Raw genomic sequence first — 22,289 nt, 5'->3', positions numbered from 1 at the left:
GATGAAACAAAATTGCAACACGTTTTTTGATTGTACGACTCAACCCGTAAAACTGAGGCTCAAATACGATTTGAGACGTCTTATTGTATATGAGAATTTAAATATTCTGTGGGTGAAGTACTGGTTAGTTTCTTAAAAACACGATTAAAGGTCGCCTTACTGTTGAAGCCTGAATCATAGGCAATTCCTAATAAGGAAAGTTGTTTATGCTTTCCTTCCTTTAGTTTTTCTTTAAATGTATCTATTCGAAAACTGTTGACAAAGTCATTAAAGTTTTTATTAAATCCGTTGTTTATGACTTGGGAAAGTTGAGCTCTACTCATATCTAACGCGGTTGCTAGATCAGAAAGATTCAACTCGGGATTCAGATAGGGTTTTTCTTTTTCCATATACGTCCTAACATGATCTATCTCTTCTTGGCTTACTCCTTTATCTTTTTCAACTTGCGGAATACTAATTGGGTTCGGTGTAAAGGTGAAGTTTAGTCTTTTCAACTTCGTGGTGTCCGTAAAATATCCTCTAATGCCAACATATATAGTAATTATTGCCATAAAAAGATTGAGCCACCACTGCTGTTTGTAACTTAGTTCTGTTACATACTCGTTTATTAATGTCTGAATAGTTCCATACAAAAAGAGTGCCGTGAAAACGACCAGAAAGCTTAAGATCCAATTAAGCTCTAGCTTGTAGGTATTTGAAAAATATTGCTGAATCTTATTTCTGTAATTATAAAATAGCTGGAATGTAAACGCTAGGTATAGTAACATTACAGCAAAATTTAAAAAGTTCAGAATGGGTAAAACAATGGGTTCATCTAATGCTAACTTAAGGACACCGTTTTGAGTGGCATCAAAACCCGTTTGCAGCGTATCATAGGTATAAATAGAAACTCTATAAATCACTAAGGCAATAGCTAATATGAAATGTCTTAGGTCCTTTCTTGTAAATCGAAATACAGAGGTCGTTACTGATCTCACATAGATATAGATCATTGGGCCCAACGCCAACGCTATGGGCATTAACCAATAATTGATCTTTGTGTTTCTAAACGTGTCATACCATCCCATAAATCCCACCGTATAGCAGGTTTGCTGGTAGCAAACCAACAAAAGGATTAATGCCAATAAAAGATCGGACGGGTTCTTATTTTTAGCATATTTAACAAGTAGTAACCCAACGAATATCAACCCTTGAAGAACAAGAATTAATAAAGGAGTACTATGGATATTAAAATTTGGAAACACAAATGCAGGTAACAAACTCATGCTCAAATATATGTGAAATTTTAATTCGAAATTAAAAATTGACCTGCTATCTCTATCGAAATAGGTCTCAAATTATAATGAGTCTTGTAAATCGGTTTTTTTGTAAATTATTAACACAACTAAGTCCTTGCGGATAAGTATAAGCCTGTTAAAATTTGTATTTTGGTACACTCGACCATGATACACGAATTAAAGAACATTATTCATGCTGCCAAACTAGCAAAAACAAACCATAGTAAAATAGTTTTTGTTTCGGTTGTCTCTTTAGATGGCTCTTCGTACAGAAGGCCTGGAGTTCGTATGGCAATATTGGAAGATGGAACCATGATCGGTGCCGTGAGCGGTGGGTGTGTTGAGAAAGAAATTCTTCGTCAGGCACAAAGCGTTTTTAAAGATGAGCTCCCTAAACTTATGGTTTATGATGGCAGGTATCGTTTAGGTTGTGAAGGCATTTTATACATTTTAATTGAGCCTTTTGCTCCTTCTAATGACTTCTTTGAAGCTTTTGAAAAACAATGGAAATCTAGAAAGGAATTTCAAATTCAAACCACTTTTTCGAAGGAAGAAGCACATCGACTGAAAGGAGGTTCTACCTTCACCTTCTCCCACAATTCGTATTTGTTATCGCCAAATGTGGATGCTTACAATACGCTGGATACTTTTCATCAAAACATCAAAGCTGGTTTTCAATTATTGATTGTTGGCTCAGAACACGATGCTGTTGAGTTATGCAAGTATGCTTCACAAACCGGTTGGGAAGTAACGATTATTGCTCCTCCCGATGACCCTAAAAGTATTGGCAACTTTCCGGGAGCATCCAGGTACTTGGGTGTTGATGAGATAGCATTTGCACAAGAGGAAATGGATGATCAAACCGCAGTGGTTCTAATGACTCATAGCTTTGTGAAAGATTTAAAATATCTAGGAAGTATTCGCAATAAGAAACCTAGATATTTGGGACTTTTAGGTCCTAGTAGAAGAAGAGATAAAATGATCAATGAATTGTTTGAATACTATCCCGATATAGATGAAGATTTTATCGAATCTATTCATGGTCCTGCTGGTATCAATATCGGAGCAGAAACTCCACAGGAAATTGCTATTTCCATTATGGGAGAAATTTTAACTGTGGTTCGGAATCAGGAACTTATGCTTCTGAAGGATAAAACAAAAGGAATTCATCAGTAATGAAAGACGAAACCGTCATACTACTGTTAGCGGCAGGTGCTTCAAAGCGACTAGGAACTCCAAAACAATTGCTTTCTTATAAAGAAGGTACTCTTTTGGAGGATACCATCTCAAAATTGCTGACTTTACAAGCACAAAAAGTATATGTGGTTTTGGGTGCTCATTTCGATCGCATTCAACCTACAATTGCACATTTACCCATCGGTATCATTCAAAATCACGAGTGGGAAAAAGGTATGGGAACATCAATTAGTACTGGTATTTCTTATCTCATACAAGAAGTGAGTTGCAAAAAAATACTAATAACACTAGTGGATTTACCTCTGTTCGAAATATCAAACTATGAGGCATTATTAAACACACATAATACCAATAATTTAGGAATCTCTGTTACAAAGTATACAAATAATCAAGGTGTTCCTGTTGTTTTTGACAGTGCCTATTTTGAATCTCTGATAAAGCTTTCGGGAGAAGAAGGGGCAAAATCAATATTGATGGAAAATAAAAGCGATGTTGCCTACTATGAAGCTAACATCGCCTATTTTGATATTGATACTATGGATGATTATGTCGCGTTAGTAGCGCCTTAATTATCCCAACACTTTCGATTTTATTGCTAATTCATTTATAAATGGCTGACTGAACAATTGTTGTCCCGTTGCTGCTTTAAGCGCATTTGCGACAGCACCTCCCGCTGGCGGCAACCCTGGCTCTCCTAAACCTGTTGGAGAGAGTTCATTCTGCACAAAATGCACATCAACTTTAGGTGTTTCATTCATTCTGATCATACGATACCTATCAAAGTTGACCGCTTGTGGTCTTCCGTCTTTAAACGAAAAACTTCCATACATTGCATGACCGATTCCGTCTAGTACTCCGCCTTCTACTTGATTTCTCGCTCCTGTAGGGTTGATCACAATTCCACAATCCACAGCTACCGTTACTTTCTGAATTTGAGGAATTCCATTTTTTAGCACTACATCTGCCACTTCAGCTACATGTGTGTTATGGCTATAGTAAGCAGCAAAGCCTTGATGTACTCCACTTCCTGTATTACCCCAATTCGACTTTTCGACAACCAGTTTAATGGTGTCTTCCATTCGCTGTCCAGAATACTGAATACTTTCATCTTTAGTTCCTTTTACATTTTGAAGTAGTTCAATAATCAACTGTGGATGGTCCTTTCCTAGTTCATCTGCCAACTCTCGGAAAAAGCTTTGCTCAGCAAAAGCTAAGAAGTTTGTATATGGTGCTCTCCATGCTCCCGTGGTAATATCACTTTTATAGTTTCCTGTGCTTACTTTATAATTAGGGATACATCCTGCCGGAAAGAAATTAGGAATCAATCCATACATGTTGGAATTAATTGCTGCTTCCTTTAAATGATACCCCGTTATTTTTCCATCTTTTAAAGATGCTTTGATTCTATATTTGATGGCTGGCCTGTACGTTCCAGCTGCCATATCATCTTCTCTAGAGAATACTACCTTGATTGGTTTTTTTACCATCCCAGAGATCTCTGCTGCTTCCAGCGCAAAATCTCCATACAGTCTGCGTCCAAAACCACCTCCCATTCGGGTCATTTCTAAATGCATTTCATCAGGTTTTCTATCGAACATTGCAGAAACCATTCCTGACACCCAAGCAGGAGTTTGGATGGGTCCCACTAAATGCATTTTCTCTGGAGTAATGTTTGCATAGAAATTCATCGGTTCCATGCAATTGTGAGGTAAAAACGGAGATTCGTATGTTCGTTCAATCACCTTGTCCGCTTTTGTAAAAGCGCTCTTAGTATTACCGTCATCACGACGTGTATCAAACTTTTTACCATCTAAGATCTTAAATAACTCTTTATCATGATCTGCTGTACTTTCTAATTTTCCATCATCTTCCCATTGCGCGATTAGTGCTTTTTTACCTTTCATCACAGCCCATGTGCTGGTCCCAATAACTGCAACTTTATCTACAATACTGGTAAACCTACTAGCTTGATTCCCAATTTTTTTAAGTTTTTCTCCAAACCGAACAACATCCGTTACACCATTCACTTCTCTCGCTTTACTATCGTCAAAACTAACTAGTTTCTTTCCAAAAGCCGGAGGCCTCAGTACGGAGGCATATAGCATCCCTTCTGCCTTATAATCTAATCCGAAAAGTGGCTTTCCAGTGATAATCTTATCTATATCTACATTGGTTATTTCCTGACCAATAATCTTATAATCCTTTATCTTTTTCAACGGTACATTCTCAGGAACTTCTAGCGCAGCAGCTTCTTTAACAACTTCACCATATCCCAATTTGTCTCCGTTCGCATTTGTGATAATTCCTTCTGAAACAGAACAAGTCGATGGTGGTACATTCCATTTTTTTGCTGCTGCATTAACAAGCATCTGTTTAGCAGTTGCACCTGTTTGGCGCAAAGCATTCCAACCGAATCGAATAGATTGACTTCCTCCTGCTACCTGTCTTTGAAAATTTTTATTATCCAAAGCTCCTTGCGCTACAAATACATTCTTCCAGGCCACCTCTAACTCTTCTGCAATGATCATTGGCATAGATGTTTTTACTCCCTGACCGATTTCTGGGTTCGGAGAAAAGATGGTTACATAGCCTTCTTCTGATATCTTTATAAATGCATTAAAATCGTTAAAATTTAAGTTTTCAACATCCACGGGCATTACCGCTTCCGGTTTACATGCTGATAAAATGTTAAACCCGATTAATAATCCACCACTAGCAAGAGCAGAGGTTCTTAAAAAGTTTCTTCGGCTAAAATTGAAGGTGTTATTTTTAGATTCCATATTGTAGTAGTTGGGTTAGTTATGACATATTTTTTGAAGCCACTTTCACAGCTTTCTCAATTCTATTATAAGAAGCACACCTGCAAATATTTCCATGCATAGCTTCGCGTATCTCTTTATCAGATGGATTCGGGTTTTCTTTCAAAAATGCCGATGCCGTCATCATTTGACCTGCCTGACAATAACCGCATTGCGGTACATCAATTTCCTTCCATGCCTGTTGCACAGGATGCGACCCGTCTTTTGAAAGTCCTTCAATAGTGGTTATTTCCATCCCATCGACCATAGAGATTTGCATTTGGCAACTTCGAGTTGCGGTTCCATCTATATGAATGGTACAGGCTCCGCATTGTGCAATGCCGCATCCGAATTTGGTACCAACCAGGTTAAGTTCATCTCTTAAGACCCATAATAAAGGGGTGTCTGAATCTACATTGACAGCTAATGTCTTTCCATTAACTTTTACGCTGTAATTAGGCATAGGTAGTTAGTTTTGAATTTTTGATGTGTTAAGTTACAAAAAAATCAAAGCCCTTCTATACTCTATCTTTTTTTAAGCTCCTTTTAAGAATGATTTAACAGAATATACCATTCAACTATAAAAAACAACAGCTTATCTAAACAGAAAAGCTATTAATCTAAAAATCAAACTCTTTGTTTCTCTATTTGGTTAACTATGCAGTACCAAAACCATATATCATGCTTTTACAGATTATGCCTACGGATACTATTCAAGAAGCTACAGCTAGTTCAACGCTTTTCTTTTCTGTTGTTTTAGTTATTTTTATCCTAGGTGCGATTGCCTTCTTTTTTGCTTCCAAAAAGGTTAAAAAATAGCATTGGAACCTACTTCTTTAGTACTTATTCGCATCTATTCGTTTTTCCGTTTATCTATTTAAACGCACCATTCATCGATAGTCTTTAACCCATAATCGAACATTTAACATTGTAATACTATAAAAATTAGTATCTTAGCTGCATAACAAAAATTTTAATTTATTATGGGGGGGCCAGATAATATTATAATTCTTGTTCTTGTACTGTACAGTTTAGTATCGGCAATATTGTTGGATAGATTCTACAGAAGAATTAAAGAATTAAAAAAGTAAACATTACGTATAATGTTTGATTATTAAAAAGCCGAGGTTTAAACCTCGGCTTTTTCATGGCAAGTACTTACACATCTTTCACTTTACAAAATCTCTTTTTTACTATGACAAAAGTCATGTTTAACCCTCTTCATTGTCTCTAATTTTGTGATATAATTTAAACTTAATTATCATGAAAAAAGCAATAATTGCAGCATGTGTTTTACTCTTATCTATTAGTATGACAAATGCACAAGAAGATTCAAAAAAAGATGCTGATTTTAGTAAATGGCAATTCCGATTGAGAGCCATTTCGGTGACTCCAAACGAGAGTGCTACCATTCAAACTATAGGTGGAGATGTTTCCATTTCTTCTTCTTTTGTTCCTGAATTAGATATTACTTATTATTTTACTAAAAATTGGTCGGCGGAATTAATTCTAGCAACTACGAATCATGATGTAAAAGCAGTTGGAACAGCAGCGGGCGATATTGATCTAGGCGATGTATGGTTATTACCTCCAACATTATTAGGACAATATCATTTTACAGGAGGGGATTTTGTACCCTATGTTGGAGCTGGTCTTAATTTGACCTTGTTTTATGGAGTTGATAATGGTCCGGTAGCAGACAAGGTGGAATATGACACCGTAGTAGGCTTTGCCTTTCAAGGAGGATTTGATTATATGCTAAATGACAAATGGTTCCTAAACTTTGACATTAAAAGATTATTCTTAAGCACCGATGCTACTATAAATGCGACTACTGCACTAGGGGCAACAGTTGGAGCAGATGTAGATATCAATCCTTGGATATTTGGTATTGGCTTTGGTCTAAAGCTTTAGAAACTTACTATTATATTTTGTGAAAACCCGTTTCTCAGTTTTGAGAAACGGGTTTTCCTCATAGCAAAAATTCCTGCTTACTTCCCAACATTGGCAATTCTACTCATAGATTGTTTTACAAATGAGTTCGTTTTTTCATTATTCTAAGATATTTATTTAACAACAAACATCCTTAAATTTTGTGTCTAAGTAAAGGTAATAACTCCAATCTCTTCTTTGGAAAAAATTAGAAGCACGAAGGAAATATTACTTTGGACGTAATCCTAATTTATAAGCTAAGCACATAGATTGCTAGCTTATTTTTGATAATTCTAATAAAATGTCAATGTTGTATGGTAATCTACCCACATTTTGTAGCTTCAGAGCTGCTAATTTAAGAGCCATTTGTATACATTCATCCATGCTTTTCTCCTCCGTATAAGCATATAAAAATCCAGACCAAAAAGCATCTCCGGCTCCAGTAGCATCTACAACTGTATCTACCTTAATCGCTTTATATTTTTTAGGCTCCTGACCTTTCTGAGATAGTACAACTCCATCTTTCCCAAGTGTAAGGCACACGGTATCAACATTGTTTTCATGAAAAAAATGAAAGAGTTCTTCTCGAGGCATCTCTTTTCCAAATAATCTTTGCACATCATCTTCACTCACTTTGACCAAAGGATTGTATGTGCAATATTCTTTTAGAACTGAAATAGCTTCTTCTTTATCATTCCAAATCTTATCTGAAAAATTAATATCAATACTGAGTTTGCAACCCAAAGAATAGGCTTCTTTTGCTTTTATGAGTATCGTTTCTCTTGCTGGATTTTTGCTCAAAGCAAAACAAGTCGTATGAAAAACCCCTGCTTCTTCAAGAATTTCTGTTCTTATTTGACTTTCTGTAATATGCACATCTGCCTCTCTAAAAGGTATAAATTCTGGAGTTCCTGAAGATCTAGACACGAAGATAATACTGGTAGGAATCTTTTTAATTCTTCTGATACTTGATGTTTCTACTCCTAATTCTTCCAATCTATTAATCGCATAAGACCCAAAACCGTCATCTCCAACAGTCGAGATCATTTTCACATTTAATCCTAATCTTGCTAGATTAATAGCCACGTTGGTAGGTGAGCCTCCTAAATATCGATGGTAATCTTTTGTTTCACTTATCTTCACTCCTGACTGAAGGCCTATAAAATCTATCAAAGATTCACCAACACACACTATATTTTTCTTTCTTTTTTGTTTCAAACCAAAAGTTTTTTACCTTTTAAGTACATTTCTAACATAACTTCTGCCGCTGCTGACCAACTACAATTCGGAACTCCGATCGCCTTTTGTGTTTTCGTATTAAAATTTTCATAGAATGAGTAATCTTTAACTTTGTTTAATTTTTTGATCTCATCTAAAACATATTTACTTACTAAAGGGTCTTTTTGAAAAACGCCAATTCCATAAAAGCCATTCACCATTTGCCAAGTCCCTCCATTATGGAATTCATAGGGGTGGTTTCTAAATTCATATTTGCAATTGTCAAGTAATAATTCCCATTCCGTCTGCTGGGGTTTTATAGTTTCCCAAAATGCAGGTAGAAGCTTTAGAGGTAAGCCGTTCCTAAGTTTTTCAGAAAAAGAGATGACCTTTTCTTGAAAGCCAATGTCTCCAAGTTTTAACATTAATGCTAAAGAGTTAGCAAACGCATCAAACATTTTTTGGTAGCCAGACGGGTTTATAGATGCTTGCCAATATTGAGAATCATTCAATTCTTTATATGCTTTTGGATGATACGGTTTAGATGTTTCTCCGTTTTTATAATTCTCAATGAGTTTCTTTTCTATTAGTTCTTTTTTTCTAGAGTATTCGTCATTAGAATAAAAATGCAAATAACATTTCAATGCCCATAACCTTAGTAGTTGATCGTATAATATATACCCTTCTGTGATGTATTCGTCCGCCCAATTTCCAGATCTAGGTACATATAAAAGGTGATTGTTATTAAACTCCCAAGCATTTAAGAGTTTGAATCCTTTTTCAATACTTCTTTTGTTCTGATGTAAAAAAGATATATCCTTTGTAAAAAATGCATAATTACAGATTCCAATTATATACCATGAAATGGTATCAACTCTTCCTGCTAATCCCCCAAAACTAACCTCAGGCTTCTCATCAAGAAAATGAACGTTAGACGGAATATGTCCCAAATCATGTTGATGTCTCGATAAAGTTTCTAAAGTTTTTTTAAAAGTTTCTATCAAATTTTTATCTCCGCTAAGAAGTGCAGCCAATCCACAGATCACTCCATCTCTAGCCCAAATACGCTGATAGTTTGATGTTTTGCTTGTACTTGCAAGAAATCCTTGAGAGTTACTAGCTTTATGTAATAATTCTAATGCTTTTTGCATGATTTATTTATTCTTTAACTGGGGTTTTCTTGGACTTAATTAAAAAAGTAAAAATCATTGCAATCAATAATAAAACACCTGCAAAAGTTATTGCGTTTCTTGGGTCGTTATTTAAAAAGTTCTTTAATATATACCCAAATGATAAGGTTTGAATTATCATTGGAATTACAATCATCATATTGATGATTCCCATATAAACACCATAGCGTTCTTTCGGAATATCTGCAACAATCATTAAATAAGGAATTCCCATCATGCTTGCCCAACCAATACCAAAACCTGTTATGGCAAAGAATAGTAAATTTTTATTTTCGATGTGTGGAAATACTAAAAACGCAATTGCTGCAATTAATAAACAAAAGGCATGTACTTTTTTAGGGCCGTGTTTTTTTGCATATCTAACTAATACAAAAGCTACTAAAAATGTAACCACATTATACCATCCATTTACCAATCCTGTCCAACTTACAGCTTCGCTATAAACTTCTTTATTATCGGGAGTTGCATTCCAAACGGAAAGAGCTACACTTTTCGATGAATTCTGCCAGTAGCAAAACAGCGCATACCATTGAAACAAATAGATCAAAGCTAATTGCCACATTACTTTTGGCATATCCTTAATGGCAGAAAAAATTTCGATTAATGGTCCTAGCACACTTCTTTTTTCACTTTTAAGCTTTGCGAATTCTTCCTTTGTAGGCGGTGTTTCTTTTGTTCTACTATTACTCCATAAGACTGTTCCAATGGAAAAAGCAGCCCCTAAGAAAAAAGACGCATAAATCCACGTTGGTAAAGAACCTGTAGTTCCTACAAAAATTAGAGGGAAAATAAATATTGATAAATTTGCTAATACTTGTCCTAAACCAGTAAAGAAACTTTGCATTTGAAAGCCTAATGGTTGTTGTTCTGTATCTAATGTATCAGCAATAAGAGCCCTGTATGGTTCCATTGTTGTGTTGTTACCAACATCTAAAATCCATAACAAACCTGCTGCCATCCATAAGGAACTACTAAAAGGAAATGCCAATAAAGCCAAACTACATAAAATTGCACCTATTAGAAAATAGGGTTTACGTCTTCCGAATCTTGGACTCCATGTTTTGTCACTCATAGCGCCAATAATGGGCTGAACCAATAACCCTGTTACTGGACCTGCCAAATGTAAAATAGGAATTGTATCTGGTGATGCACCTAAAAAATCATAGATAGGCGTTACAGCGCTTTGTTGCAATCCAAAACTATACTGGATTCCAAAAAATCCAACATTCATATTTAATATTTGCCAGAAACTTAATCTTGGTTTTTTAAGCATCTTTTTGTTTTTTGGTCCGTAAACTTGAATAATGAAAGGTAAAACTTTAACATTAGAAAAGAGCTCTTGTTAATTTTAGCAACAGGAACCCTTTTCCGCATTTAATAATCAAATAATATGATGAACTTATGATTTATTTAAAAGCGATAGTTAAGGCCTAGTGAAATTGATCTTCCTGGTACTGGTCTCGCTCTTACGTAACTTACTTGACCTGAAGTTATGCTCCCTTCTTCAGATTCTGTTATTCCTAATGAGTCGAATAAATTATTTATTGAGAGATTGGCTGCAAAATTCTTAGTAATTCCAATACCTAAATTACTGTTCACAATAACAAATCCAGGCATAATTAATTCGTTTGAATCTTGTGCGTATGCTTTGGACTGACCAATGAAGCTTAACCCAATACTATTTTGCAAATTACTGCCGAAAGTATAGGTTGGTATTAAGTTATACATAAAATCTGGCTGTCTTCTGGGTGTATTCCCATCATTAGTGCCTGAATCTATCTTTGCATTTGTGTAAGTTATTCCTCCTCGTAGATTAAAGTTTTTAATATTGTACGTCCCTTCTAATTCTACACCAATAGATTTATAGTCATTTTCTATAATGCTATTTGACGTTGCTTCAAACCCACCTTCTTCCGAAGTTTTCGCATAAAATAACGTTGCATAAAGAGTTCCTTTTTCAAAACCTCTTTTATACCCCAATTCTCCTTGACTTATAAAATCCAACGCATTAATTCTATCTCCATCTAAATAATCTAAGCCAGAAAATAGTATTCTATCAGCTTTTGCAGCAGCACCTTTGCTAAATCTTGCAAAGACAGCTTGTCTATCTTCTATTTTGTAATTAAATCCTAACGAATAAGATACATAGTCGTAATCATAATCAACTGTAGTAACATTTGCATTGTCTACTGCTGATACACTTTGTTCAGGTGCAGAAATCGTTCCATCGTTATTAATATCAAAGATTGTTTGAACAGTTCCTGCAAAAGAACCATCTACTTTACCTTTATCATAACGAATGCTTGCATCAATATTAAAGTTTTCAGAAGCTTCAATTGATAAATTTGCATAAGGAGCTGAAATATTATATTGAGTGTCATAATTTCTTGTACAACAATTCCCCCAGAAAGGTACACCATAAGCATACAGTCCATTTTCACTTAGTGAACCTCCTGTATTATCTTGAACGTTAATTAACCTGGCATTCTTCCCAACTGATTCTTGTAAGTAAGAATTCCACAACCAAGACATCGATACATTTTGTAACGATTTAAAATATCCTAAAGTCAAGTTTACCTTATCAAATGACTTCGTCAATTTAAAGTCATTCATAAAATTATTAAAGTTATTAAGTTCTGTATCAAACATATGAATTCTTGTAACCAGTACATTTCCTGGAACTGCTGTTCCATCATTAGCATAAGTCAATGATCCCCAATTTGCATCACTTGATAATATATCTGTTGCTGAAGCAACTTGAGATGGGAATGGCGATACAAACCTTCCTTTATTACTTGAAAAACGCCCATTGTTCTTTATTTTCCAGCCGTCTGTTAATTCAAATGAAGCTTCTAGGCCTAAAGACACAGATTCGGGGCGCATACCGTCAGCAACGCTTGACCTTCTTAACTGCCCATCAGGGCCCAAACCTACATTTTGTGATAAAAAAGGAGTGTGATTTGAACCATCTGTTGCATCAAACCCAGGTATACTTGACCATGTTGGGTTCTCATTTGTTCCTGTCACTTGAATTGGCATTGGCAAATAAGCAATTGCTCTATCATTTAAGTATTTTCCATAAACCCTTACATAACCTTTGTCAAATTCTTTGGTTAGATTAAATTTCAATTGGCCTCCGTTATTTGCTGTAAAACCAACATCTCTTATTCCTTCTCCTGCTCTATAAAAACCTCCAATATGGAAATAAAGATTTTCTCCTATAGGTGACCCATATTCGAAATCTGTTTTAAAAGAATTGAAATCCAACCCAAAAGTAGATCCTAATGACCCTCCTTCAGTTTTTCCTGTTTTACTTATTAAGTTGATTATTGCTCCAGGAGAGTTTGTAGATAATGTAGATGCTGAGCCTCCTCTAATTGCTTCAATTTTTGCAATGTTTGAATCAAATCTCGTAAAGATATCAGCCGTAGCAAATGACATATCTCCAAATAAAAGAACTGGCAATCCATCTTCTTGTAATTGAACATATTTAGATCCTCCAGAAGAAATTGGAACCCCTCTTACTGCTATATTTGAATTTCCTTCTCCTCCTGATGACTCTGAACGAATCCCTGGAATAGTTCTGAAAATCTCTGCTGTTGTTCTTGGTGCAGATTGCTTAATTGTCTCTGGTCTCATTGTGGTAACAGAAACACTAGACTCAATTTTAGACTTTGGATTAGTAACTCCCGTAATAATAATTTCATCTAAAGATTCTGCATTTTCAACCAGAACTATGTTTAAAGCAATGTTACTCCCATCAACTATAATTACTTTTGAAAATGAGTCAAAACCAATGTAGGAAGCAACCAATTTATAAGTTCCATCCGCTACATTTGATATTTTGTAGTTTCCATCGAAGTCAGAAACAGCACCTTGAGTAGTTCCCTTCAATAAGATACTTACTCCAGGAAGTGTCTCACCCGTTTGGTCTTTTACAGAACCTGAAATGGTAGACTGTCCCATAGCATTTGTAGACCCTAAGGTGATCAACACAAGAGCAAACAGCTTGATTAATTGTTTAATTTTTTCCATTGTGAATTTGTGAATTTGTGAATTTTTGTACTTATCGTTTGCTAAATCTATAATTGATCTGTCTTTTTTTGTTAATAATTAAAATCGAAAACGTTTTCGATTTTACCGAAAACGTTTTCGATTTCTTTTTTTATTATATTTACCTCTCTTAATATCAAATTTTTAAAGCTTAAAAGTATCTCTTTTTAATGAAACCTGTTACCTTAAAACAAATTGCTGAAACTTTAGGAATATCTATTACCACAGTTTCAAAAGCTTTAAAAGATTATCCTGATGTTAGTAAAAAAACAAAGGCACTTGTCCTTGATTTAGCCGAAACATTAAATTACAGGCCAAATACATTCGCAGTAAACTTAAGAACCAAAGAGTCGAAAACAATTGGAATTATTATCCCCGAAATAGTACATCACTTTTTTTCAAGTGTTATTAAGGGTATTGTCGGTCAAGCTGAAAAAAAAGGATATTTAGTTATCATACTTCAATCTAACGAATCTCAAGAGATGGAGAAAAAGCAAATTAATCTTTTGCTTGATAAAAGAGTAGATGGAATCTTAATTTCATTAGCTAATTCTACCGTGGATTTTTCTCATATAAACAGTGTAATAGAAAGAAATATTCCTTTGGTAATGTTCGATAAGATTGCAAAAATTGTGAACTGCTCAAAAGTTATAATAGATGATAGAAAAGCAGCTTATACCGCTACAAAACACCTCATAGATACTGGCTGTAAACGCATTGCTCACTTTAGAGGTCCTTTACTTCCTCAAAACTCTATAGATAGGTTCTTGGGATATAAAAAGGCACTCGAAGATCATGGAATTAACTATGACCCTTCTTTGGTTTATATATGTGAAAACTTGAGTTATGAAGAGGGGCAGTTTTTTGCAAGGAAGTTAATTTCAGAACATCAAGATGTCGACGGTCTTTTTACAAATCCTGACTTAGTTGCTATTGGAGCTATCTCGGTTTTTAATGAATTAGCCATTAAGGTTCCTGATCAAATATCTGTTGTTGGTTTTAGTAACTGGTTTATGTCATCTGCAATTACTCCTTCTCTTACAACAATAAATCAGCCAGGATATAAAATTGGAAAAACTGCATTTAAACAACTTTTCAAAGAATTAAAATCAAAAAAGAAAGAAAAATACTATCCTCCAAAAATCATTAAACTAGAAACTGAATTAATAAAAAGGAATTCTACAAAAGATTTACCCAAGTAAAAAACCCTGACGGCTGTAGTCAGGGTTTTCTTTCACATCAAACTTCCCCACTTACTTCCTAAAAGCGATAGTTCATTACAAGCAACCTCGGGAATAAAGCACTTCTTCTTTTTGTAATAAAAATGACTGAATTCTAAGGTTTTAACAAAAAAGATTTTGATATGTGAAATTAAATTGTAATTTTGGTCAACCAGATTGGTAAACCAAACAGGTTAACCAATTCAACTATAAAATTTATCGCGATATGAAAACAAAATTACTTTTAATTTGCTTGCTAACAGGATTCATGGGCTTTGCTCAAAACCTTGTTATTAGTGAGATTCTGGTTAACCCTTCCGGAAGTGACTCACCATATGAATATATTGAATTAAGAGGTGATGCTGGAGCTACAATCGCTGCTGACACTTATTTAATCCAAGTTGAAGGAGATAGTGGCTCAAACCCTGGAGATATAGAATCCAATGGTGATGCCACAAACGGATGTACTGTAAATAATGATGGAACTACTCCATGTCCACAGGGAGGGATTATCAATCTCTCTGGCGTAACAATTGGTTCAAATGGATACGTTGTTATCCTCACTACAGGTCACGATTATACGGTGGACCCTAATGCGACCATTCTTTTTGATGTTACAGATGGAGATTTGGAAGGGCAATCACATAGTTTTCTTTTAGTAAACACAAACGGAAACGGAGCTCCTTCTTCAAGTGATGATATTGATTCCGATGATGATGGAGAAATAGATGTAGCTTATACTTCCATTTGGACATTTATCGATGGAGTTGCTTTTATCGATGATGATTCATCAACTGGCGAAATTGCGTATGCTGATGTCATTTTTGCAGAAGCGGCTGCCGTGGCTGCATTGAAACACCCTTCTTCCGCAACTGTCATTTCAACAAGTACACAATACGATTATGCTGCTAGAATTGGAAATTCAACAGGAAGTACAATCAATAATGACGCATCTATAGATGCCGTTGATTGGGTGGGTGGAGATGTGCCATCAAGCACAACTTCTCCGAGACTATGGGTAATGGGATCAAATTCTACAAGTGTTAGAACACATCCCGAAAGTTGGGAAGGATCTGAATTGAATCATATTGGATCAGCAAACCCTACACAAAGTACTTTATCATCGGATAGTTTTGTGAGTACAAAGATTGGTGTATATCCTAACCCGTCAAATTCCTTTATAAATATTTCTTCAGAACTGGATATTTCATCTATTGAAATATTTAATGTTTTAGGTAAAAAAGTGGCGGCGCTTTCAGATTTGTCAAATAAAAGCATTGATATTTCAACTCTTGATAAAGGTATTTACATTCTAAAAATTTCAAGTGGAAGTTCAAATTTGACTAAAAAGATTATTAAAAATTGACTTTGGATTTATTTGTATTTGATTAAATTGTCGATAAACAGCATTTGTTCATCGACAATTTTTATCCAAACGTTCCTTAAGTAATATGATCTCAGAATTATCTATAGAATGAAGAATAAACAACTAGATCTGTCGAAAACCTTAGCAACACCCCATACAGTCATTTCTCAAAAACATCAGCTAAAATGAATATTAAAATATCCAAATCAAATTTTGTGTATTATCTGTTAATGATAAGTGCGATGCTGCTTTTTTATAATTGCGCAGAAAACAAAAAACAAAACTCAGTTATAGGTGCTAATGCAAACGAGGTCATACCTTTTTTTCAACACTGGAACTTAATTCTTGGTGATGGTTCTAACGTCGGTCAAGCAACAAATTATCAGAATAAGAATTTCTTTTATACTGCCTCTGATGACAAAGAAGATTGGGTAGTTTTTAAAACACCTAATGCTGGAAATACGCATGGTACTTCCAACAATACAAGAACTGAACTAGCACAATTAAAAAAATGGTCACCAATGACCGGAGGTAAAATGAACGCCACCCTTAAAGTAATGAATGTGGCTCAAACCGGAGATGCTCGCGTTGCTGCAACGTATTCGGTGGTAGTTGGTCAAATTCATAGTGCGGATGGACATGAGAATGAACCACTTAAGATCTTTTATAAAAAATTTCCAGGTCATACTAAGGGGTCTGTATTTTGGAATTATGAGATCAACACCAAAGGTGATGATAATTCGGGGCGATGGGATTATTCTTATCCTGTATGGGGTTATGATTTTTCTGTTGTTGGAACGGATAAAGACGCCTATCCGTCAGAGCCAGAAGATGGGATTGCTTTAGGTGAAGAGTTTAGTTATGAGGTAGAAGTCAAAGAAGGAATTATGCATCTTACATTTACGAGTCAAGGGCATGAAACCAAAACATTTACTAAAAACCTTCTTTCTTCAGAATACACGAAACGTTCGGACTGGCCAGAGCAAGTAAAGAATTTATTTGTCCCCATAGGTCAAGATGGTGTAGAACGTGAAGGGGCCTACGCGAATGAGGGACTCTTTTTTAAACTAGGTTGTTACAATCAAACAAACGGAAAAGATCCCAATGTAAACAAAGTATGGTGTTCTGGCGCTGAAACTCATGGTGGTGATATTCAAAAACAATATGGAGATGGAAACTACGCAGAAGTTTGGTTTAAATCTGCAAGTATCAAAATCAGTGATAATGCTATTTCAAATGCTGGGTATTTCAAAGCCAATGATGGCTTAAGTTCAAAAACAGTATATCCAAGTGAGGTCATTCCTTTTATGGATAAGTTTAAAATCTTAATGGGTGACGGAACGACTAAAAAAGATCTCGTTAATTATGAGTATAAAGATTTTTTCTATACTGTAATTGATGGCACTAGACGTTGGGTTGTTTATAAAACGCCAAATTCTGGGGTCACTTCAAAAAACTCTAGTAACACAAGAACGGAGTTACACGAAAAAAGAGAATGGACACCTGAAGAAGGAGGTAAATTAACAGGTACCTGCAAGGTCATGCAAGTTTCCGTTTCTGGTAATGCTAGAGTTGCTGCTTCATATTCAACAGTAGTCGGACAAATTCATAGTGGAGAGGGTCATGAAAATGAGCCACTAAAAATATTCTACAAGAAATTCCCGGGGCATACCAAAGGATCCGTATTCTGGAATTATGAAATTAATACAGAAGGTGATGACAATTCTGGAAGATGGGATTTTTCAACCGCCGTATGGGGGCACAATATGTCTGTTGTTGGAGCAAGCAAAAATGACTATCCCGCTGAACCCGAAGATGGAATAGAATTAGGTGAAGAATTTAGTTATGAAGTGAATGTATATGAAGGAATCATGTATCTCACTTTCAAAAGTGATAAACATGAAACAAAAACATTTACTAAAAATCTCGTCTCATCAGAATATGTAAAAAAATCTGACATACCAGAGCAAGTAAGGAAACTATTTGTGCCCATAGGACAAGATGGAACTGAACGTGTCATCGCATATAGTGGTGAACTAGGTTATTTTAAACAAGGAGCTTATAATCAAACCAATGGGAAAAGCCCGGAGAAGAATATAGTGTGGTGTGCTGGTGCAGAAACCTATGGAGGAGATATTACTAAACAATATGAAAATGGTTGTTATACAGAAGTATGGTTTAGAGAAGCAATGGTGGGTCCAGGAACACCACCAAAATAAATAGAATTAGTATATAAAGAATCAAATTTTAGAACAAAGTAATATGAAAACATTTGGAGCAAGTAAAGAGTTCATAATGGGAGATGATATTGAATGGGAAGTTGTAGGAGAAGGAGTAAAACGAAAAATCATGGGCTATGATGATAAAATTATGCTCGTGAAAGTTCATTTTGAAAAAGGTGGAGTTGGTCCTATGCATGAACATTATCATTCTCAGGTTACCTATGTTGAGAGTGGAAAATTTGAATTAACTATTGGAGAGGAAACCAAGCTTATGAAAGGAGGAGATTCATTTTATATCCCTCCGCATGTAATGCACGGAGCTATCTGTGTAAGCTCAGGTGTATTGATCGATGTATTTAGCCCTATTAGGGAAGATTTCATGGAATAATCCCTCAGAGATTTGAGAAAAACTTGTTTATTCCAAAATTTTAATTATATTTGGTAAACCAATCTGGTTGACCAGTTTGGCTAACCAAATGATATTAACAACAAACAGAATCAAAAAGAAAAAGGATAGGTGCACGCCTATCCTTTAGAAACATACTTCTTTTGAGGGAAGTATAACTATACACATAATCTTATGTTTGTATAAGTAACACAAAAGTACAAAAACAAATTGACCTAAGGGCCAATGTTTTTCTACCAAAAACGTAAGAATTATGTGAAAGTATTTTAGGGCTGGCTCATGCACACGTCAGCAAATTATGGACTTTTAACATAAAATTATTATTATGAAGCTAAAATTCAAACTGACATTTTTGTTAGTTATGCTGCTTAACATTTCAATGTTTGCTCAGCAAGAGTTTACTGTAAAAGGAGTTGTTACTTCTAAGGCTGATAACTCAGAATTACCTGGGGTAACAATTCTTGTCAAGGGAACGACAAGAGGTTATACCACGGGTCTGGATGGAACATTTGAGATCAAAGTTAAAACGGGGGACGTTTTAGTATTCTCCTTTTTAGGTTTTTCTTCTCAAACCATTACAATTACGAATCAAACTACTTTAAATGTTGCCTTAGTTGAGGATGCAAATTTACTCGATGAAATTGTCGTAGTAGGTTATGGAACTCAAAAGAAATCACATTTAACTGGAGCAATATCAAAGGTGGTCAATGAAAAACTGGACCAAATTGGTGTGTCCAGGGTGGATGACGCTCTTGTTGGTCAAGTTTCTGGAGTTAATATTCAGGCTACAGAAGGAGAAGCAGGTTCTGCACCAACGATTAGAATTAGAGGAACAGGATCCATTAATGGTAACTCTGGACCTTTAGTTGTTATAGATGGAGTTCCTGTAGATGAAGAATTCTTAGGATCTCTAGATATGAACGACATTGCTTCTTTCGAGGTTCTTAAAGATGCTGCATCTAGTGCTATTTATGGTTCGCGAGGAGGAAATGGAGTAATTATTATTACTACTAAAAGTGGAAAAGAAGGAAAGACAATATTCAATTATAATACCTATACAGGATATAAAACAGCAAGACAAAGTGATGCATATTACTTTTCTGTAGCAGAAACTGCAGCGGCAGAATTAGCAGCTACTGGTAGTATATCTGATAGAACTCGATATAAGCAACTTATTGGGGTTGATAATGAGTGGCAAAACATTATTTTTAATGGAGGGGTTATAACAAATCATTCTTTTAGCGCACGAGGTGGAGATAAAAAAACCAAAGCAAGCTTCGGAATGAATTACTTGTTAGACGAAGGTGTGCTATTGACAGATAATTATGATAAACTTAGTCTTCGATTAAAGTTAGATCATAAGATAAATAAGAGGCTAACCGTCGGGGTTAATGTAACGCCTTCTTTCACAAGCAAAAGAAGATTTGATGGTTCTACACACGACATTTTAAGACAACCGCCATGGTTGCCGCTTTATTTAGATGCTCGTACAATTCAATTTGTTAATAGAACGAGGGATGGTGGAAAATATGCAAATGTTCAAATAGGTGATTACGCGATTCAGCGAATGTTTGATGATTTTGATTTAACTACTGGAGCTCCAGTTCCTAATGGTGGAAGCGGTTTAGATATAAGTAATACATCCAACACCAATCCAGGAGCAAAAGTATTGGAGCGCTATAGAATAGAACGAAGAAAACAGTTCAGAGGAAGCTTTTATGCGAAGTATAAAATAAACGATAACCTTAGATTTAAAACAACTGTTTCTGGCAACTTCCAATTTAACAAGAACACTCGATATCAAGGAGTTGAATCAAGTAGAAATGGCGCCGCTGCCGCCAGACTAGATAGTGTGTACCAAAAAACAGCCAGATTTGTTGTCGATAATGTGCTTACTTATGATAAAGCATTTGGAAAACATCAAGTGAATGCTGTATTAGGAACATCGGCAGAGCAAAGAACAAGAACATTTGAAAGCGTTCAGGGAACTGGATATACAAATGATGGAACTCCGTTTATAGATGCCGCAGCTAGTATTACAGATCGGAACTACTATCGATGGGAAAGAACCTTATTATCTTTCTTTGGAAGAGTAAATTATGTATATAACGACAAATATTTAGCATCGTTTAGCTACAGACGTGATGGAAGTTCAGTATTTGGACCCAATGTAAAGTATGGTAATTTTACAGCAATCTCGTTGGGATGGAATATTTATAAAGAAGACTTTTTAAAAGATAGTGATATCGTAAATTATCTAAAGTTTCGTGTGAGTTACGGTGTTACTGGTAACAACGACTTTAGAACTGGGAATCCATTAGTAGATAACTATCCTTATTTAGCAATATTAGATAATACTACAACAACAGTTTCTGGTGGAAATCCAGCATTGATTGTAAATCCATTAAATATTGCAAATCCAGATATAACATGGGAAAGACAAATTGAATTCAATCCTGCGATTGACTTTGGTCTTTTTGATAATATAATCTCTGGTTCTATAGATTATTATACAAGAACAAGTGATCAACTTTTATTATACAATCCCGTTTCTGGAACAACAGGTTTTAGCAATGCTTTAGTTAATTTAGGGAAAGTTCGAAATAGTGGTGTTGAACTAGAGTTACGAAGCAGAAATGTATCGAATGCAGACTTTAAATGGACATCTACTTTAATAGCATCAAAAAACAAAAATGAATTGAAAGATTTTGCAGATTCCAACGGACTAATTCAAAATGTTGATAGTAAAAGAGCTGCAGAATGGATTAATTTAGAAGGAAATCCAATATCATCCTTTTATGGATGGGTAGTAGACAGAGAGATTCCACTCGAGTATATAGCGAATCCATATCATCCTGTTGGAGGACAGGCACAAGATGTTTACGTTAGAGACCTAAATGGAGATGGTTTGATCGATGATGATGATAAAACAATTTTAGGAAGTCCTTACCCAGATTTGGTTTGGAGTTTTGCAAACAATTTTAAAATAGGCAATGTTGACGTAAGTTTTATGATTCAAGGTAGTCACGGGGCTGAAGTTAGAAATATGGGTGATCAATACCTTTTTAATCACTTCAATAGTTCACAAGACTTCATTTCTTCTACTCCAAATCAAGAATTTATAAAGCAAAAGATTTTTACAAATTCTATCATACAAGACGCCTCGTATATTGCCTTGCGTAATGTGAATGTGGGTTATAACCTTACTGATGGAATATTGTCAAAATTAAAACTATCAAATGCAAGAATTTATATGGCTGCTCAAAACCTACTTTATATAACCGCTAGTGGTTATACAGGGTTTAATCCAGAGTCGATTAATAACACAAGTGCTACAACATATGGATATCAGAGAGCAGGATCTCCAGTATTTAGTACCGTATCATTAGGGGTAAATGTGCAGTTTTAGC

General features: G+C 35.2%; 16 protein-coding genes. 9 read left to right on the top strand and 7 right to left on the bottom strand.

Annotated elements, in window-relative coordinates; all coding sequences use genetic code 11:
• Positions 1 to 80: 80 nt before the first annotated feature.
• Positions 81 to 1,265 (bottom strand): helix-turn-helix domain-containing protein, encoded by a 1,185-nt coding sequence (locus RQM59_RS03760; RefSeq protein WP_349240725.1) that lies wholly within the window; start codon positions 1,263 to 1,265, stop codon positions 81 to 83.
• A 177-nt stretch (positions 1,266 to 1,442) separates the two neighbouring features.
• Here RQM59_RS03760 and RQM59_RS03755 point away from each other — a divergent pair, with 177 nt between their 5' ends.
• Both RQM59_RS03755 and RQM59_RS03750 read left to right on the top strand, forming a co-directional pair.
• Positions 1,443 to 2,453, top strand: coding sequence for an XdhC family protein (locus RQM59_RS03755; RefSeq protein WP_349240724.1), 1,011 nt, complete (start codon positions 1,443 to 1,445; stop codon positions 2,451 to 2,453).
• Positions 2,453 to 3,043 carry a nucleotidyltransferase family protein gene (locus RQM59_RS03750; RefSeq protein WP_349240723.1) on the top strand — a complete coding sequence of 197 codons (591 nt, stop codon included), beginning with the start codon at positions 2,453 to 2,455 and terminating at the stop codon, positions 3,041 to 3,043. Before RQM59_RS03755 ends, RQM59_RS03750 begins: the two co-directional genes overlap by 1 nt.
• Here RQM59_RS03750 and RQM59_RS03745 read toward each other — a convergent pair whose 3' ends face one another.
• Positions 3,044 to 5,254, bottom strand: coding sequence for a xanthine dehydrogenase family protein molybdopterin-binding subunit (locus tag RQM59_RS03745; protein WP_349240722.1), 2,211 nt, complete (start codon positions 5,252 to 5,254; stop codon positions 3,044 to 3,046).
• Between the two features lie 19 nt (positions 5,255 to 5,273).
• Positions 5,274 to 5,735 carry a (2Fe-2S)-binding protein gene (locus RQM59_RS03740; RefSeq protein ID WP_349240721.1) on the bottom strand — a complete coding sequence of 154 codons (462 nt, stop codon included), beginning with the start codon at positions 5,733 to 5,735 and terminating at the stop codon, positions 5,274 to 5,276.
• A gap of 218 nt (positions 5,736 to 5,953) precedes the next feature.
• Between RQM59_RS03740 and RQM59_RS03735 the strand changes: the two genes are divergently transcribed.
• Entirely contained in the window at positions 5,954 to 6,091 is a 138-nt protein-coding gene (locus RQM59_RS03735; protein ID WP_349240720.1) for a hypothetical protein, read from the top strand.
• Positions 6,092 to 6,535: 444 nt separating this feature from the next.
• Positions 6,536 to 7,186, top strand: a complete 651-nt coding sequence (locus RQM59_RS03730; RefSeq protein ID WP_349240719.1) for an OmpW/AlkL family protein — start codon at positions 6,536 to 6,538, stop codon at positions 7,184 to 7,186.
• Between the two features lie 291 nt (positions 7,187 to 7,477).
• Here RQM59_RS03730 and RQM59_RS03725 read toward each other — a convergent pair whose 3' ends face one another.
• The 4 genes from RQM59_RS03725 to RQM59_RS03710 all read right to left on the bottom strand — a co-directional run bounded on the left by RQM59_RS03725 (position 7,478) and on the right by RQM59_RS03710 (position 13,647).
• On the bottom strand, positions 7,478 to 8,422 hold the full coding sequence (locus RQM59_RS03725; RefSeq protein WP_349240718.1) for a carbohydrate kinase family protein: 945 nt from the start codon (positions 8,420 to 8,422) through the stop codon (positions 7,478 to 7,480).
• Positions 8,419 to 9,573, bottom strand: coding sequence for a glycoside hydrolase 100 family protein (locus RQM59_RS03720; RefSeq protein ID WP_349240717.1), 1,155 nt, complete (start codon positions 9,571 to 9,573; stop codon positions 8,419 to 8,421). Before RQM59_RS03720 ends, RQM59_RS03725 begins: the two co-directional genes overlap by 4 nt.
• 7 nt (positions 9,574 to 9,580) lie before the next feature.
• On the bottom strand, positions 9,581 to 10,885 hold the full coding sequence (locus RQM59_RS03715) for an MFS transporter (RefSeq protein WP_349240716.1): 1,305 nt from the start codon (positions 10,883 to 10,885) through the stop codon (positions 9,581 to 9,583).
• A 137-nt stretch (positions 10,886 to 11,022) separates the two neighbouring features.
• The gene (locus tag RQM59_RS03710; RefSeq protein ID WP_349240715.1) at positions 11,023 to 13,647 is read right to left on the bottom strand and encodes a TonB-dependent receptor; all 2,625 of its coding nucleotides are present in this window, start codon (positions 13,645 to 13,647) and stop codon (positions 11,023 to 11,025) included.
• Positions 13,648 to 13,835: 188 nt separating this feature from the next.
• On the opposite strand from RQM59_RS03710, the gene RQM59_RS03705 reads away from it, so the two are divergent.
• The 5 genes from RQM59_RS03705 (at position 13,836) to RQM59_RS03685 (ending at position 22,288) form a co-directional block, all read left to right on the top strand.
• The gene (locus RQM59_RS03705; RefSeq protein ID WP_349240714.1) at positions 13,836 to 14,867 is read left to right on the top strand and encodes a LacI family DNA-binding transcriptional regulator; all 1,032 of its coding nucleotides are present in this window, start codon (positions 13,836 to 13,838) and stop codon (positions 14,865 to 14,867) included.
• 244 nt (positions 14,868 to 15,111) lie between these two features.
• A complete protein-coding gene (locus RQM59_RS03700; RefSeq protein ID WP_349240713.1) occupies positions 15,112 to 16,251 on the top strand; it encodes a T9SS type A sorting domain-containing protein in 1,140 nt (379 codons plus the stop codon).
• Between the two features lie 185 nt (positions 16,252 to 16,436).
• On the top strand, positions 16,437 to 18,470 hold the full coding sequence (locus tag RQM59_RS03695) for a polysaccharide lyase family 7 protein (protein WP_349240712.1): 2,034 nt from the start codon (positions 16,437 to 16,439) through the stop codon (positions 18,468 to 18,470).
• A gap of 43 nt (positions 18,471 to 18,513) precedes the next feature.
• Positions 18,514 to 18,861, top strand: a complete 348-nt coding sequence (locus RQM59_RS03690) for a cupin domain-containing protein (protein ID WP_349240711.1) — start codon at positions 18,514 to 18,516, stop codon at positions 18,859 to 18,861.
• A 343-nt stretch (positions 18,862 to 19,204) separates the two neighbouring features.
• Entirely contained in the window at positions 19,205 to 22,288 is a 3,084-nt protein-coding gene (locus RQM59_RS03685) for a SusC/RagA family TonB-linked outer membrane protein (RefSeq protein ID WP_349240710.1), read from the top strand.
• Position 22,289: the final 1 nt, after the last annotated feature.

The organism is Asprobacillus argus (genome assembly GCF_032248395.1).
Lineage (GTDB): Bacteria > Bacteroidota > Bacteroidia > Flavobacteriales > Flavobacteriaceae > Polaribacter > Polaribacter argus.
This window is presented reverse-complemented; position numbering and strand designations above follow the sequence as displayed.

Coding starts and splice junctions, on each gene's coding strand:
- RQM59_RS03760 (WP_349240725.1), bottom strand. CDS start 1,265: ATGAGTTTGTTACCTGCATTTGTGTTTCCAAATTTTAATATCCATAGT.
- RQM59_RS03755 (WP_349240724.1), top strand. CDS start 1,443: ATGATACACGAATTAAAGAACATTATTCATGCTGCCAAACTAGCAAAA.
- RQM59_RS03750 (WP_349240723.1), top strand. CDS start 2,453: ATGAAAGACGAAACCGTCATACTACTGTTAGCGGCAGGTGCTTCAAAG.
- RQM59_RS03745 (WP_349240722.1), bottom strand. CDS start 5,254: ATGGAATCTAAAAATAACACCTTCAATTTTAGCCGAAGAAACTTTTTA.
- RQM59_RS03740 (WP_349240721.1), bottom strand. CDS start 5,735: ATGCCTAATTACAGCGTAAAAGTTAATGGAAAGACATTAGCTGTCAAT.
- RQM59_RS03735 (WP_349240720.1), top strand. CDS start 5,954: ATGCTTTTACAGATTATGCCTACGGATACTATTCAAGAAGCTACAGCT.
- RQM59_RS03730 (WP_349240719.1), top strand. CDS start 6,536: ATGAAAAAAGCAATAATTGCAGCATGTGTTTTACTCTTATCTATTAGT.
- RQM59_RS03720 (WP_349240717.1), bottom strand. CDS start 9,573: ATGCAAAAAGCATTAGAATTATTACATAAAGCTAGTAACTCTCAAGGA.
- RQM59_RS03715 (WP_349240716.1), bottom strand. CDS start 10,885: ATGCTTAAAAAACCAAGATTAAGTTTCTGGCAAATATTAAATATGAAT.
- RQM59_RS03710 (WP_349240715.1), bottom strand. CDS start 13,647: ATGGAAAAAATTAAACAATTAATCAAGCTGTTTGCTCTTGTGTTGATC.
- RQM59_RS03705 (WP_349240714.1), top strand. CDS start 13,836: ATGAAACCTGTTACCTTAAAACAAATTGCTGAAACTTTAGGAATATCT.
- RQM59_RS03700 (WP_349240713.1), top strand. CDS start 15,112: ATGAAAACAAAATTACTTTTAATTTGCTTGCTAACAGGATTCATGGGC.
- RQM59_RS03695 (WP_349240712.1), top strand. CDS start 16,437: ATGAATATTAAAATATCCAAATCAAATTTTGTGTATTATCTGTTAATG.
- RQM59_RS03690 (WP_349240711.1), top strand. CDS start 18,514: ATGAAAACATTTGGAGCAAGTAAAGAGTTCATAATGGGAGATGATATT.
- RQM59_RS03685 (WP_349240710.1), top strand. CDS start 19,205: ATGAAGCTAAAATTCAAACTGACATTTTTGTTAGTTATGCTGCTTAAC.